General features: G+C 71.2%; 14 protein-coding genes. 5 read left to right on the forward strand and 9 right to left on the reverse strand.

Features of this window, described 5'->3' with window-relative positions:
• Positions 1 to 186: 186 nt before the first annotated feature.
• The 3 genes from OHT74_RS17855 to nth form a co-directional block, all read right to left on the reverse strand.
• The gene (locus OHT74_RS17855; RefSeq protein ID WP_266665303.1) at positions 187 to 1,389 is read right to left on the reverse strand and encodes a MarP family serine protease; all 1,203 of its coding nucleotides are present in this window, start codon (positions 1,387 to 1,389) and stop codon (positions 187 to 189) included.
• 13 nt (positions 1,390 to 1,402) lie between these two features.
• Complete coding sequence (locus tag OHT74_RS17860; protein WP_328620743.1) at positions 1,403 to 2,200, reverse strand: NUDIX hydrolase; 798 nt, start codon at positions 2,198 to 2,200, stop codon at positions 1,403 to 1,405.
• A 162-nt stretch (positions 2,201 to 2,362) separates the two neighbouring features.
• Entirely contained in the window at positions 2,363 to 3,130 is a 768-nt protein-coding gene (nth, locus tag OHT74_RS17865; RefSeq protein WP_389590642.1) for an endonuclease III, read from the reverse strand.
• A gap of 353 nt (positions 3,131 to 3,483) precedes the next feature.
• Here nth and OHT74_RS17870 point away from each other — a divergent pair, with 353 nt between their 5' ends.
• Positions 3,484 to 4,158, forward strand: a complete 675-nt coding sequence (locus OHT74_RS17870) for a Crp/Fnr family transcriptional regulator (RefSeq protein ID WP_003981529.1) — start codon at positions 3,484 to 3,486, stop codon at positions 4,156 to 4,158.
• Between the two features lie 118 nt (positions 4,159 to 4,276).
• On the forward strand, positions 4,277 to 5,077 hold the full coding sequence (locus tag OHT74_RS17875) for a nucleotidyltransferase domain-containing protein (protein ID WP_328620744.1): 801 nt from the start codon (positions 4,277 to 4,279) through the stop codon (positions 5,075 to 5,077).
• A gap of 8 nt (positions 5,078 to 5,085) precedes the next feature.
• On the opposite strand, the gene OHT74_RS17880 is transcribed toward OHT74_RS17875, so the two are convergent.
• The 5 genes from OHT74_RS17880 to OHT74_RS17900 form a co-directional block, all read right to left on the reverse strand.
• A complete protein-coding gene (locus OHT74_RS17880) occupies positions 5,086 to 5,376 on the reverse strand; it encodes a hypothetical protein (protein WP_266665311.1) in 291 nt (96 codons plus the stop codon).
• A complete protein-coding gene (locus OHT74_RS17885; protein ID WP_266665313.1) occupies positions 5,373 to 6,218 on the reverse strand; it encodes an MBL fold metallo-hydrolase in 846 nt (281 codons plus the stop codon). The genes OHT74_RS17880 and OHT74_RS17885 overlap by 4 nt, the downstream gene beginning before the upstream one ends.
• Positions 6,215 to 7,027, reverse strand: coding sequence for an NUDIX hydrolase (locus OHT74_RS17890; protein WP_266672835.1), 813 nt, complete (start codon positions 7,025 to 7,027; stop codon positions 6,215 to 6,217). Before OHT74_RS17890 ends, OHT74_RS17885 begins: the two co-directional genes overlap by 4 nt.
• A gap of 268 nt (positions 7,028 to 7,295) precedes the next feature.
• On the reverse strand, positions 7,296 to 7,769 hold the full coding sequence (locus OHT74_RS17895; RefSeq protein WP_266665314.1) for a RidA family protein: 474 nt from the start codon (positions 7,767 to 7,769) through the stop codon (positions 7,296 to 7,298).
• The gene (locus tag OHT74_RS17900; RefSeq protein WP_007264966.1) at positions 7,766 to 7,927 is read right to left on the reverse strand and encodes a DUF4177 domain-containing protein; all 162 of its coding nucleotides are present in this window, start codon (positions 7,925 to 7,927) and stop codon (positions 7,766 to 7,768) included. Before OHT74_RS17900 ends, OHT74_RS17895 begins: the two co-directional genes overlap by 4 nt.
• A gap of 99 nt (positions 7,928 to 8,026) precedes the next feature.
• On the opposite strand from OHT74_RS17900, the gene OHT74_RS17905 reads away from it, so the two are divergent.
• Entirely contained in the window at positions 8,027 to 9,007 is a 981-nt protein-coding gene (locus tag OHT74_RS17905) for an ArsA family ATPase (protein ID WP_266665316.1), read from the forward strand.
• 47 nt (positions 9,008 to 9,054) lie between these two features.
• Positions 9,055 to 10,398 carry an ArsA family ATPase gene (locus OHT74_RS17910; RefSeq protein WP_443047427.1) on the forward strand — a complete coding sequence of 448 codons (1,344 nt, stop codon included), beginning with the start codon at positions 9,055 to 9,057 and terminating at the stop codon, positions 10,396 to 10,398.
• A gap of 63 nt (positions 10,399 to 10,461) precedes the next feature.
• Here the strand turns inward: OHT74_RS17910 and OHT74_RS17915 are convergent, their stop codons facing one another.
• Positions 10,462 to 10,812 carry a WhiB family transcriptional regulator gene (locus tag OHT74_RS17915; RefSeq protein ID WP_030299276.1) on the reverse strand — a complete coding sequence of 117 codons (351 nt, stop codon included), beginning with the start codon at positions 10,810 to 10,812 and terminating at the stop codon, positions 10,462 to 10,464.
• Positions 10,813 to 11,209: 397 nt separating this feature from the next.
• Between OHT74_RS17915 and OHT74_RS17920 the strand changes: the two genes are divergently transcribed.
• The gene (locus OHT74_RS17920) at positions 11,210 to 13,504 is read left to right on the forward strand and encodes a transglycosylase domain-containing protein (protein WP_328620746.1); all 2,295 of its coding nucleotides are present in this window, start codon (positions 11,210 to 11,212) and stop codon (positions 13,502 to 13,504) included.
• The last annotated feature ends 50 nt before the right edge of the window (positions 13,505 to 13,554 follow it).

Consider the following 13,554-nt stretch of genomic DNA (forward strand, 5'->3'; position numbering starts at 1 on the left):
CGCGAACGCCGCCCGGCAGCGACGCCGGGCACACACGGGAGGTCGGGCCGGGACGGCCACGACCCCCGCCTCGGGATCCCACGCATCCTGCGCCGCCGGGCCCGCTGGGTCTCGGCCCGCCTGCGGCATCCACGGACGTAGCCGGGCGCGGCGCCCCGTTCCGTACCGGCAAGGTGCCCGTACGGATCAGAGGGCGCAGCCCTGGCTGTCGACCCGCCGGTCGGAGACCTTGCCGATCCGGATGTCGTCGCGGACCTCGTCCGCCGTCAGCGCGTACCCGGTGTTCGGGTCGTCGAGCGACTTCGCGAAGACGACCCCGTACACCTTGCCGTCGGGCGTGAGCAGCGGGCCGCCGGAGTTGCCCTGGCGGACCGTCGCGTACAGCGAGTAGACGTCGCGCCGGACGGTGCCGCGGTGGTAGATGTCCGGGCCGTTGGCGTTGATCCGGCCGCGGACGCGCGCCGCGCGGACGTCGTACGAGCCGTTCTCCGGGAAGCCGGCGACGATCGCGTCGCTGCTGCTCACCGCGTCCTTGTCGGTGAACTCCAGCGCGGGCGCCTTCAGCTTGGGCACATCCAGGACGGCGATGTCGCGCTCCCAGTCGTAGAGCACGACCTTGCCGTCGTAGAGCTTGCCCTCGCCGCCGATCTGCACCGTCGGCTCGCCGACCCCGCCGACGACATGCGCGTTGGTCATCACCTTGCCGGGCGCGAAGACGAAGCCCGTGCCCTCCAGGACCTTGCTGCAGCTCGGCGCGGTACCGACGACCTTCACGATCGAGCGCTTGGCCGCCTCGGTGACGGGGCTGCGGGCGAGCGCCGGGTCGGGCGCCTTCACCTCGGTGATCGGCTCGTTCGAGAACGGGCTGAACACCTGCGGGAAGCCGCTGCGCGCAAGGGTGGAGCTGAAGTCCGAGAACCAGGTGTTGGCCTGCGCGGGCAGCACCCGCGAGACGCCCAGCAGCACCTTGGAATTGCGGACTTCCTTGCCCAGCGTGGGAAGTGACGTCCCGGCGAGCGCCGAGCCGATCAGCCACGCCACCAGCAGCATCGCGACGACGTTGACCAGCGCCCCGCCGGTCGCATCGACCACGCGGGCCGGCGACCACGTGATGTGGCGGCGCAGCCGGTTGCCCAGATGGGTGGTGAAGGCCTGCCCGATCGAGGCACAGACGATGATCACGACCACGGCGATCACGACGACCGTGGTGGACACCTGGGTGCCGTTGTCGGTCACCCGGTCCCAGATCAGCGGGAGCAGGGACACGGCGATGAGACCACCGCCGAGGAAGCCGATCACCGACAGGATGCCGACGACGAACCCCTGGCGGTAGCCGACGATCGCAAACCAGACGGCGGCGACCAGCAACAGGATGTCCAGCACGTTCACGAGGGTCACCGTCTCATGCGCGCCAGTCGAGCGGGACTTGCCTGGATCGGTCCCAGGGGCGCTCCCATCCCGAGAAATGCAGCAGCCGGTCGATCACTCCGGCGGTAAAACCCCAGACCAGAGCCGATTCGACGGTGAAAGCGGGGCCCAGATGGCCGCTCGGGTGGACTGCCGTGACCCGATGATCGGGATCCGTGAGATCGGCCACGGGAACCGTGAAGACGCGGGCGGTCTCGGCCGGGTCCACGGCGCCGACCGGGCTGGGATCGCGCCACCAGCCGAGCACCGGGGTCACGACGAACTCGCTGACCGGGATGTACAGGCGCGGCAGGACGCCGAAGAGCTGGACGCCGGCGGGGTCGAGCCCGGTCTCCTCCTCGGCCTCGCGCAAGGCGGCGCGCAGCGGGCCGGCGGTGTGCGGATCGCCGTCCTCCGGATCGAGGGCGCCGCCCGGGAAGGAGGGCTGGCCGGGGTGCGAGCGCAGACTCCCGGCGCGCTCCATGAGCAGCAGCTCGGGGCCGCGCGGGCCCTCGCCGAACAGGATCAGCACGGCGGACTGGCGGCCGCGGCCGTCCTCGGGCGGCAGGAAACGGCTGAGCTGGGTCGGCCGGACCGTCCGCACGGCCTCCACGACGGGATCGAGCCACCCGGGCAGGCCCTGGATGCTCACACGCGGGGCGCCGTGGTCCTCGTACGGGTTGCCCCGCGGCGCGGCCTGCGGCACGCCCGGCGGCGTGCTGTGCGGCTTGCCCTGCTGCGGCGGCGCGGCCGCCTGGGCCACGCTGCTCTCGTCCCGCGCTCCGCGCGTCATAGGCACCCCTGCTCCCTGCCGTTGCCGACACCGTCGCCGTCCCGATACGGGGACAACGCAGCCCCGGGCCGGATTCGTTCCTCCGCGGGCCGCTGGTCGGCGGCCCGCGGCCCTGCTGCGTGCTCGTGCTGCGTGCTCGTGCTGTGCGCTCGCGCCCCTTGCTCAGGAGGCCGTGGAGGCCGCCTGGCCGCCTCCCAGCGGCAGGGCCGGGAGGCCCGGGTAGTCCGGCGGCGGGCTCAGCCGCTGGCCGGGCTGGCCGCCCTTCTCGTACTTGAGCAGCTTCTTCGCCTTCTCCGGGTCCGTCTCGCCCTCCCCGTACGCCGGGCAGAGCGGGGCGATCGGGCAGGCGCCGCAGGCGGGCTTGCGGGCGTGGCAGATCCGGCGGCCGTGGAAGACGACGCGGTGCGAGAGCATCGTCCACTCGCTCTTCGGGAAGATCGCGCAGATCTCCGCCTCGACCTTCTCCGGATCCTCCTGCTCGGTCCACTTCCAGCGGCGGACCAGTCGGCCGAAGTGGGTGTCCACGGTGATCCCCGGGACGCCGAACGCATTGCCGAGCACCACGTTGGCCGTCTTCCGGCCGACTCCGGGCAGCGTCACGAGGTCCTCGATCCGGCCCGGGACCTCACCGCCGAAGTTGTCCCGCAGGGCCTGCGAGAGGCCGAGGAGGGACCGCGACTTGGCCCGGAAGAACCCGGTCGGCCGGATGAGCTCCTCCAGATCCTCGGGGACGGCCGCGGCCATGTCCTCGGGGGTCGGGTAGGCGGCGAACAGGGCCGGGGTCGTCTGGTTCACGCGCAGGTCGGTGGTCTGGGCGGAGAGCACCGTGGCGACCAGCAGCTCGAAGGGATTCCGGAAGTCGAGCTCGGGATGGGCGTACGGGTAGAGCTCGGCCAGCTCGCGGTTGATGCGGCGGGCCCGGCGCACCATCGCCAGGCGCGATTCCGTTTTCTTGGCCGAAGCTTTGCCCTGGGGGCTCGGCGGGGCCTTCCGGGGCTTCCCGGACGCCTTCTCGGGGGCTTGTTCGCCCACAGCTGAATTTGGGCCGCCCGTCACTCCTGCGGACCCCTTGGCCTGTGCTCTCACCGGCTTATTGGACACCCGGCCAGCCTAAGGCCGGGCGCTGACACCCGCCTGGACCTCAGGTAACACCACTCTGATTGGCCTCTCGCCGCACAGCACGCCCGTACGTCCGGCATCCTTGTGATTGATCGCACTGTTTGAGCCGTCCGGCAAAATGGGGAGCACGGTCCCCTGAGCTGGTCGACATAGGAGAGAGACTCGTGGACGACGTTCTGCGGCGCGCCCCGCTCTTCGCGGCGCTCGATGACGAGCAGGCCGCGGAGCTCCGCGCCTCCATGGGCGAGGTGACCCTCGCACGCGGTGACGCCCTGTTCCACGAGGGCGACCCCGGCGACCGGCTGTATGTCGTGACCGAGGGCAAGGTGAAGCTGCACCGCACCTCCCCCGACGGTCGCGAGAACATGCTGGCCGTCCTCGGCCCCGGCGAGCTGATCGGCGAGCTGTCGCTCTTCGACCCCGGCCCGCGTACCGCCACCGCCACCGCCCTGACCGAGGTCAAGCTGCTCGGCCTCGGCCACGGCGACCTCCAGCCGTGGCTCAACGCCCGGCCCGAGGTCGCGACCGCGCTGCTGCGTGCGGTGGCACGGCGCCTGCGCAAGACCAACGACCAGATGTCCGACCTGGTCTTCTCGGACGTTCCCGGCCGTGTGGCGCGGGCACTCCTCGACCTGTCGCGCCGGTTCGGCGTGCAGTCGGAGGAGGGCATCCACGTCGTGCACGACCTGACCCAGGAGGAGCTCGCACAGCTCGTCGGCGCCTCGCGCGAGACCGTGAACAAGGCTCTGGCCGACTTCGCGGGCCGCGGCTGGCTGCGTCTGGAGGCTCGCGCGGTGATCCTGCTGGACGTGGAGCGGCTGGCGAAGCGGTCCCGCTGACGCCTTGGCTTCGTACAGAGGGGCCCTGCCCGGTCGGGCGGGGCCCCTCCGCCGTTTCCGGGTGCGGCGCCGCTGCGCGAGCGGGATGTGGCGCGGGCAAGCGACAGGAGGGTGGGGCATGGAGCGCAGAGGGCTGGATCCGTACGGGTACTTCGAGCGCGAGGGGTCGCTCGGCCGGGTGCAGGGCGTCTTCGGGCCGGTCGTCGCCGCCGCGCGCGAGCGGATCGGCGAGGCGTACGGGCAGCGGCTGCACAGCGCTTACCTGTACGGGTCCGTGCCGCGCGGGACGGCGCGCCCGGGGCGCTCCGACCTCGACCTGCTGCTCGCCCTGCACCACGAGGCCGCCGACGAGGACCGGGACACCGCCGAGGTGCTGGCGCGCGGGCTCGACCAGGACTTCGCCGAGATCGACGGCGTCGGCATCCTGCTCTACGGCAAGAACACCCTGCTGAGCGAGCAGGAACGGGACGACCTGGGCTGGTTCCTCGCCTGCCTGTGCACCCCGCTGCTCGGCGCGGACCTGGCCGAGCACCTCCCGCGCTACCGCCCGGACAGCCTGCTCGCCCGTGAGACCAACGGCGACCTGGCCGCCGTACTGCCCCGCTGGCGGGCCAGGCTGGAAGCCGCGTCGACCCCCGCCGAGTACCGCAAACTCAGCCGGCACTTCTCGCGGCACCTGGTGCGCACGGGGTTCACCCTCGTGATGCCCCGGTGGGGCGGCTGGACGAGCGATCTCGCCGAGTCCGCGGAGATCTTCGGGCGGTACTACCCCGAGCGCGCGGCGCAGATGCGGGCCGCGGCCGCGGTGGCACTGGATCCGGCCGAGGACCCGGCCGTGCTGCACGCGTACCTGGATGACCTCGGCCCGTGGCTCGCGGACGAGTACACGGCCCGGCACGGCACCAAGACGCCCCGCTGAGGGGGGGCTCAGACGTCCGTCAGGGCCTCGACCGCCTGCTTCGCCTCGAGCAGGTCCGCCCCGGTGATGCGCCGGTAGACGCGGATGGCCTCGATCGTGCGGCCGTCGCGCACGAGCGCCCGTACGTCGTCCAGCCCGGCCGGCTCCGGCTCCGCTATGCCGAAGTGGTCCAGGACCAGGCCCAGCCGCCGCTCCAGCCGCTCCGAGCGCCGTTCGAGGGCCTTCATGCGCAGGGTCACCGTCGAGGTGATCCACGCGGCCGTGGCGATGAGCGCGAGCAGCAGGAACAGCGTGGTCATTCAGGGCCTCCCGGGATCAGTCCGTGATCTTGAAGGTACTCGAGCTGCGCGCGTACGGACCATTCCGCGGCCGGCCACAGCGAGCGGTCCACGTCCGCGTAGACCTGGGCGACGACGGCCTGGGGGGTGACGAAGCCGTTCTCCACCGCGGTCTCGACCTGGGCGAGCCGGTGCGCGCGGTGGGCCAGGTAGAACTCCACCGCGCCCTGCGCGTCGTCCAGGACCGGTCCGTGCCCCGGGAGCACCGTGTGCACGCCGTCGTCGACCGCCAGCGAGCGCAGCCGGCGCAGGGAGTCCAGGTAGTCCCCCAGGCGGCCGTCGGGGTGCGCGACGACGGTGGTGCCGCGGCCGAGGATCGTGTCGCCGGTCAGGACGGCCCGGTCGGCGGGCAGGTGGAAGCTGAGCGAGTCGGCGGTGTGGCCGGGGGTCGGGACGACGCGCAGCTCCAGGCCGCCGGTCCGGATCACGTCGCCGGCGGCCAGCCCCTCGTCGCCGAGGCGCAGGGCGGGGTCCAGGGCGCGGACCTTGGTGCCGGTGAGCTCGGCGAACCGGCCCGCGCCCTCGGCGTGGTCGGGATGGCCGTGGGTGAGGAGGGTCAGGGCGATCCGCTTGCCCGCCTGCTCTGCGGTCTCCACGACCGCGCGCAGGTGGACGTCGTCGAGGGGGCCGGGATCGATGACGACGGCAAGCTCGGAGCCCGGCTCCGAGACGAGCCAGGTGTTGGTGCCGTCCAGGGTCATCGCCGAGGCGTTGGGGGCCAGGATGTTGACCGCGCGGGCGGTGGCGGGCCCTGAGGTGACGATTCCGCGGGGCTGTCCGGGCAGAGCGGCCGCATTCGTCACGGGGTGCCTCCGGGGCGGACTCGCTTGGTGAACTCGTCGTGGCCCGGCCAGCTGAGCACCAGTTCGCCGTTCTCCAGCGAGGCCTGGGCGAGTACGGGGGTCAGGTCCTGGGCGGCGGCCGCGGTGAGGGCGTCGACCGCGCTCCCGTACGGCTCGAGGGAGCGCAGGGTGGAGATGGTGGGCGGCATCATCAGCAGCTCGCCCTTGTCGTAGCCGTCGGCGGCTTCCGCGGGGCGGATCCAGACGGTCCGGTCGGCCTCGGTGGAGGCGTTGCGGGTGCGCTGGCCCGCGGGGAGGGCGGCGACGAAGAACCAGGTGTCGTAGCGGCGGGGCTCGAACTCCGGGGTGATCCAGCGGGCCCAGGCGCCGAGCAGGTCGGAGCGCAGCCGCAGGCCGCGGCGGTCGAGGAACTCGGCGAAGGACAGCTCGCGGGCGACGAGGGCCGTACGGTCGGCCTCCCAGTCGTCGCCGGTGGTGTCGCCGACGACGGTGTCGGCGGTCTCGCCGGCGAGCAGGACGCCCGCCTCCTCGAAGGTCTCGCGGACGGCGCCGCAGACGATGGCCTGGGCGGTCCGGGGGTCGGTGGCGAGGCGGGCGGCCCACTCCTCCCGGCTCGGGCCGGCCCAGCCGACGAGGTGGTCCTCGTCGCGGGGGTCGACCCCGCCCCCGGGGTAGGCGTACGCGCCGCCCGCGAAGGCCATGGAGGCCTTGCGGCGCAGCATGTGCACGACGGGGCCGTCGGGGGTGTCGCGCAGCAGCATCACGGTCGCGGCGCGCCGGGGCTCCACCGGGGTGAGGGAGCCGTCCATGAGCGCGCGGATCCGGTCGGGCCACTCGGGCGGGTACCACTGGCCCCCGGCGGGGGTGGCGCCGTGCGCTCCGGAAACTCCGGGTGTCTGCTGCTGTCCCTGCTCACCGTTGGGCATGGCGGGATGCTACGGCCATCCGCCCCGATGTTCGAGGCCCACTCCCCTGCCCGAGGCCGCGTCCCGCCCGGCCGGGCCTGCAACCGAGCACTCGGAAACACGTACAGCCCCCGCCGGGAGTCGGCGGGGGCTGCACGGGAAGTCGTACGGGTCAGGCTCCGGGAACGAGCTCGACCTGGATCTCGATCTCGACCGGGGCGTCCAGCGGGAGGACCGCCACGCCGACGGCGCTGCGGGCGTGGACGCCCTTCTCGCCGAGGACCGCACCCAGCAGCTCGCTCGCACCGTTCAGCACGCCCGGCTGGCCCGTGAAGTCCGGGGCCGAGGCGATGAAGCCGACGACCTTCACGATGCGCGCGATCTTGTCGAGGTCGCCGATCACGGACTTCACCGCGGCCAGCGCGTTCAGCGCGCAGGTCGCGGCCAGCTCCTTGGCCTGCTCCGCCGAGACCTCGGCGCCGACCTTGCCGGTGACCGGCATGCTGCCCTTGACCATCGGGAGCTGCCCCGCGGTGAACACGTACGCGCCCGACCGCACGGCCGGCTGGTACGTGGCCAGCGGCGGGACCACCTCGGGCAGGGTCAGGCCGAGCTCGGCCAGCTTCGCCTCGACAGCGCCGCTCATGCCTTCTCCCGCTTGAGGTAGGCCACGAGCTGCTCGGGGTTGTTGGGGCCGGGTACGACCTGGACGAGCTCCCAGCCGTCCTCGCCCCAGGTGTCCAGGATCTGCTTGGTGGCGTGGACCAGCAGCGGGACCGTCGCGTATTCGAACTTCTTGGTCATGGGGGCGAGCGTAACGCGTGAGAGCGTGGGGTTCCCCCGGCCGTAGGCTGGGGGAGGCTCATGCGCAGCCCGATGGGCGAGTGGTTAGGCTCAGACGCTGTGAGCAGGCTCCAGGTGGTCAGCGGCAAGGGCGGAACCGGAAAGACCACGGTCGCCGCGGCACTCGCGCTCGCCCTCGCGCGCGAGGGCAGGCGGACGCTTCTGGTGGAGGTCGAGGGCAGGCAGGGGCTCGCGCAGCTCTTCGGGGCGGAGGCGCTCCCGTACGAGGAGCGGAAGATCGCCGTCGCCTCGGGCGGCGGGGAGGTGTTCGCCCTGGCCATCGATGCCGAGCGGGCCCTGCTGGACTACCTCCAGATGTTCTACAAGCTCGGCTCCGCGGGCCGCGCCCTCAAGAAGCTCGGCGCCATCGACTTCGCGACGACCATCGCGCCCGGGCTGCGGGACGTACTGCTGACGGGCAAGGCGTGCGAGGCGGTCCGGCGCAAGGACAAGGCCGGCCGGTTCGTCTACGACCACGTGATCATGGATGCCCCGCCGACCGGGCGGATCACCCGCTTCCTGAACGTCAACGACGAGGTGGCGGGGCTGGCCCGGTTCGGGCCGATCCACAACCAGGCGCAGGCCGTCATGAAGGTGCTCAAGTCCCCGGAGACGGCTGTCCATCTGGTCACGCTGCTCGAGGAGATGCCCGTCCAGGAGACCGCGGACGGGATCGCCGAACTCGAGGCGGCCGGACTGCCCGTGGGGCGGGTGGTCGTCAACATGGTGCGCCCGCATCACCTGGACGAGGACGCCCTGCGCGCCGCCGCCGGCGAGCGCCGCGCGGATGTGGCCAAGGCCCTGTCCCGGGCGGGCCTGGGCGGTGCGCGCCGCGGCGGGCTCGCGGAGCGGCTGGTGGACCCGCTGCTCGCGCAGGCCGCCGAGCACGCGAGCCGGGTGGAGCTGGAGCGCGCGCAGCGCACCGTACTGGGGCAGCTGGACGTGCCGACGTACGAACTCCCCCTGCTCGGCGCGGGGATGGACCTGGCCGGGCTGTACGAGCTGGCCTCGGAGCTGCGGAAGCAGGCGGGCGAGGAATGAGCGGGGCCACCACGCGTACGAGCACCAGTACGGCTGCAAACGCGGGCATGAAGGGGGGCATCGGCATGGACACTCCGCCGCGGCTGGGCGTGGACCGGCTGCTGGACGACCCGGGGACGCGGATCATCGTCTGCTGCGGTGCGGGCGGGGTCGGCAAGACGACCACCGCCGCGGCCCTGGGCGTACGGGCGGCGGAACGCGGGCGGAAGGTGGTCGTGCTGACCATCGATCCGGCGCGGCGGCTCGCCCAGTCGATGGGGATCGACTCGCTGGACAACACCCCGCGCAAGGTGAAGGGGGTCGACGGCGGCGAACTGCACGCCATGATGCTCGACATGAAGCGGACCTTCGACGAGATCGTCGAGGGTCACACGGACGCCGAGCGGGCGGAGGCCATCCTCGCCAATCCCTTCTACCAGTCCCTGTCGGCCGGGTTCGCGGGCACGCAGGAGTACATGGCGATGGAGAAACTGGGCCAGCTGCGGGCCCGGGACGACTGGGACCTGATCGTCGTGGACACCCCGCCGAGCCGGTCCGCGCTGGACTTCCTCGACGCGCCGAAGCGGCTGGGGTCCTTCCTGGACGGGAAGTTCATCCGGGTGCTGATGGCGCCGGCGAAGGTGGGCGGCCGGGCGGGGATGAAGTTCCTCAACGTCGGCATGTCCCTGATGACCGGCACGCTGAGCAAGCTGATGGGTGCCTCACTGCTGAAGGACGTGCAGACCTTCGTGGCGGCGATGGACACGATGTTCGGCGGTTTCCGTACCCGCGCGGACGCGACGTTCCGGCTGTTGCAGGCTCCGGGTACGGCCTTCCTGGTGGTCGCGGCGCCCGAGCCGGACGCGCTGCGGGAGGCGGCGTACTTCGTGGAGCGGCTGGCCGCGGAACAGATGCCGTTGGCCGGGCTCGTACTGAACCGGGTGCACGGCAGCGGTGCCGACCAGCTGTCCGCAGAGCGGGCGTTGGCCGCCGCAGAGAATCTTGAAGAACGCGGCATTGTCGATCAGGAGTCCGGGAAAGCTGGACTTCGTGACGCGGCCGCGGAGGCCGCCGACGCCACGGAAACTCCCGAAACTCCCGAGAGCGGGACCGAGACCGGCTCCCCCGATGCCGATACCCGTGCCGACGCCCATGCCCACGCAGACTCAGACCCCGGAGCCGACCCCGACGCCGATGCCGACGTGGACGAGATCACCGCAGGACTGCTGCGCCTGCACGCCGAACGGATGCAGGTGATCGCGCGCGAACAGCGCACACGCGATCGCTTCACCTCGCTGCACCCCGAGGTGGCGGTGGCCGAGGTGGCCGCCCTGCCCGGCGATGTGCACGACCTCGCCGGGCTGCGGGCCATCGGAGAGCGACTCGCGGCCGGGGTTCCGGCCGGAGCATAGGCGTTCGTACGACGAATGCCTCCGGGTGAGGGGGCGTTCGTACGCGGGACCGCGCGGGTGGGTCTACCCGGCTGCCGCGTACGTCTCGTACGGAACGTCGATCTCCGCATCGACATCCACGGTGAGGATGCCTGTGCTGCGCTCGTACTCAGTGCGGGCGGTTTCGAGCAGCCGTCGCCACGAGGTGACGGTGGGACGCCGGCGCAGCAATGCGCGACGCTCCCGCTCGGTCATTCCGCCCCATACTCCGAACTCGACACGATTGTCGAGCGCGTCGGCCAGGCACTCGGTCCGCACCGGACATCCGGTGCACACCGCCTTGGCCCTGTTCTGTGCCGCTCCTTGAACGAACAGTTCATCCGGATCGGTAGTGCGGCAGGCTGCCTGCGCACTCCAGTCGGTAACCCAGCCCATCCCGGCGCCGTCCTCTCCCGAATCGAGGCTCCCCCACGGCGGTAGCGGCATATTCACCGCTGCCAGTTGAGGACGTTACGGAAGGCGGGGACAGTGCAACACCCCCGACGGGCCCAATCTTGAATGGTCCGAACGGACTATGGGTAAGCGGCAGATCACCCGACGGAGTGATCCGGCGACATGCCCGACCATTCCGGCAATTCGGGTGGAATCGGCGGACCTTGGACGCGCGACCGTCAGAGTGAGGGGCGAGATTCGGACATAAGTCCACCCCATTCGGGAAGGGTGAAAATCAAGCCGAGGGGTTGATGTCGCACCGCACTGCTGTGACAGTTGGGGACAGCTTAGGCCAAGGCATTCGCGCGTGTCCGGCGAATGAGAACGTAGGCTGCCCTCCATGGGAAAGAAGCGCTCGGGCGCCGGGCTCACGGGGCCGCAGCAGGCCGCCAAGTTCCTCGGGGTGTCCGTTCTCTCCGGAGTTGTACTGGCCGGCATCGCGATCCCGGGCGCAGGCGCCCTGGGGCTCGCCGCCAAGGGCACGGTCGAGGGATTCGACGAGATCCCGGCCAATCTCAAGACACCGCCGCTGAGCCAGCGCACGACGATTCTGGACGCCGAGGGTGGCTTGATCGCCACGGTCTATTCACGGGACCGGCAGGTGGTGCCTCTCACGGCCATCTCCCCGTACATGCAGAAGGCGATCGTCGCGATCGAGGACTCGCGTTTCTACGAGCACGGCGCAATCGACGCGAAGGGCATCCTGCGCGCGGTCAACCGCAACGCGCAGGAGGGCGGAGCCGCGCAGGGCGCCTCCACGCTCACGCAGCAGTACGTGAAGAACGTGTTCGTCGAAGAGGCCGGCGACGACGAGACCAAGGTGCGCGAGGCCCAGGAGAAGAGCCTGGGCCGCAAGATCCGCGAGCTGAAGTACTCGATCCAGGTCGAGGAGGAACTCGGGAAGAAGAAGATCCTCGAGAACTACCTCAACATCACTTACTTCGGCCAGCAGGCATACGGAATCGAATCCGCCGCTCAGCGCTACTTCAGCAAGCCAGCCAAGGACCTGACCCTGGACGAGTCGGCGCTGCTGGCGGGCGTCGTGCAGTCGCCGAGCCGGTTCGACCCGGTGAACGACGCGCAGGAGGCGATGAAGCGCCGCAACGTCGTCCTCCAGCGGATGGCCGACATGAAGGACGTCTCGCAGGCCGAGGCGGACGAGGCGAAGAAGAAGCCGGTGACGCTGAAGGTGACGCGGCCGAAGAACGGCTGCATCACCGCGGTCAAGGGCGCGGGCTTCTTCTGCGACTACGTGCGCAACACGTTCCTGACCGACCCGGTGTTCGGCAAGACCCGCGAGGAGCGGGCCAAGCTCTGGAACCAGGGCGGCCTGACCGTGCGTACGACGCTGGACCCGCAGTCGCAGGAGTCCGTCAACGAGTCGATCAAGGACCACGTCAACCAGGACGACAAGGTCGCCACGGCCGTCACCCTGGTGCAGCCGGGCACCGGCCGGGTGCTCGCCATGGGCCAGTCCAAGCCGTACGGCTTCGGCAAGAACGAGACGCAGATCAACTTCTCCGTGGACAAGCGGATGGGCGGATCGAACTTCGGCTTCCCGACCGGCTCGACCTTCAAGCCGTTCGTCGCGGCCGCGGCCCTGGAGCGGGGGGTGTCGGCGGGCAAGACGTACCCGTCCCCTCACGACATGGAATACCCGAGCCCGGTGCAGACCTGTGGCGACAAGCCGTGGGTCAACACCTCGCACGACCGGGTGGAGAACGAGTCGGAGTCCGAGATCGGCCCGTACGGCATGAGGGACGCGATGGCCAAGTCGGTCAACACGTACTTCGTGGAGATGATCTCCGACAACGCGCTCGGGCTCTGCCCCGTGACCGAGATGACCACCAAGCTCGGTGTGATCCCGGCCGACGGCACGAAGCTCCCCGAGGTCCCGGCGATCGCGCTCGGTACCGAGGGCATGTCCCCGCTGACCATGGCGAACGCGTACGCGACCTTCGCCAACCGCGGCGTGTACTGCACCCCCGTCGCCCTGGAGTCCATCACCGACGCGCACGGCAAGGCACTGGCCGTGCCGAAGTCCCAGTGCGACCGCGTGATGGCGGAGAAGACCGCCGACACCGTCAATACGCTGCTGCTCGGCGTGATCGACTCCGGTACGGGTACCGCCGCGGGTCTGACCGACCGGCAGAACGCGGGCAAGACCGGCACCACCGACAGCCGCTACAACGCCTGGTTCGTCGGGTACACGCCGAACATGGCGGGCGCGACGTGGGTCGGCTCGGGCGGCTCGAAGCAGGTGTCGATGGAGAACATCACCATCGGCGGCCAGTACTACGACAAGGTCTACGGCGGCGGGCTGCCCGGCCCGATCTGGAAGCAGGCGGTCTCGGGTGCGCTGGAAGGCCGGGAGGCGCCGCCCTTCACCACGGTGACCATCCCGGAGAGCGGGATGCCGGCCGGTGGCGGCCGTCCCACCCCGAACCCGAACCAGAACCCGAACAAGCCGGGGAAGCCCGGCAAGCCGGGCGGCGACGGCAAGCCGGGCGGCCGCCCCGGCGGCCAGACGGCAGCCGGTGCCACGGGCGGCGCGACGGGCGGCAACACCCCGACGAACCCGTTCCCGGACATCAGCCTGGAACCGGGCTTCATCGGCGGCCCGGAGGGCCCGTAGGCGGCATGAACAAGAGGGAGGGCCCGCTCGCACCATGCGCGAGCGGGCCC

It is taken from the genome of Streptomyces sp. NBC_00354 (assembly GCF_036106915.1).
Lineage (GTDB): Bacteria > Actinomycetota > Actinomycetes > Streptomycetales > Streptomycetaceae > Streptomyces.

Coding starts and splice junctions, on each gene's coding strand:
- OHT74_RS17920 (WP_328620746.1), top strand. CDS start 11,210: ATGGGAAAGAAGCGCTCGGGCGCCGGGCTCACGGGGCCGCAGCAGGCC.
- OHT74_RS17890 (WP_266672835.1), bottom strand. CDS start 7,027: ATGGACGGCTCCCTCACCCCGGTGGAGCCCCGGCGCGCCGCGACCGTG.
- nth (WP_389590642.1), bottom strand. CDS start 3,130: ATGGTGCGCCGGGCCCGCCGCATCAACCGCGAGCTGGCCGAGCTCTAC.
- OHT74_RS17895 (WP_266665314.1), bottom strand. CDS start 7,769: ATGAGCGGCGCTGTCGAGGCGAAGCTGGCCGAGCTCGGCCTGACCCTG.
- OHT74_RS17910 (WP_443047427.1), top strand. CDS start 9,055: ATGAAGGGGGGCATCGGCATGGACACTCCGCCGCGGCTGGGCGTGGAC.
- OHT74_RS17900 (WP_007264966.1), bottom strand. CDS start 7,927: ATGACCAAGAAGTTCGAATACGCGACGGTCCCGCTGCTGGTCCACGCC.
- OHT74_RS17915 (WP_030299276.1), bottom strand. CDS start 10,812: ATGGGCTGGGTTACCGACTGGAGTGCGCAGGCAGCCTGCCGCACTACC.
- OHT74_RS17860 (WP_328620743.1), bottom strand. CDS start 2,200: ATGACGCGCGGAGCGCGGGACGAGAGCAGCGTGGCCCAGGCGGCCGCG.
- OHT74_RS17880 (WP_266665311.1), bottom strand. CDS start 5,376: ATGACCACGCTGTTCCTGCTGCTCGCGCTCATCGCCACGGCCGCGTGG.
- OHT74_RS17875 (WP_328620744.1), top strand. CDS start 4,277: ATGGAGCGCAGAGGGCTGGATCCGTACGGGTACTTCGAGCGCGAGGGG.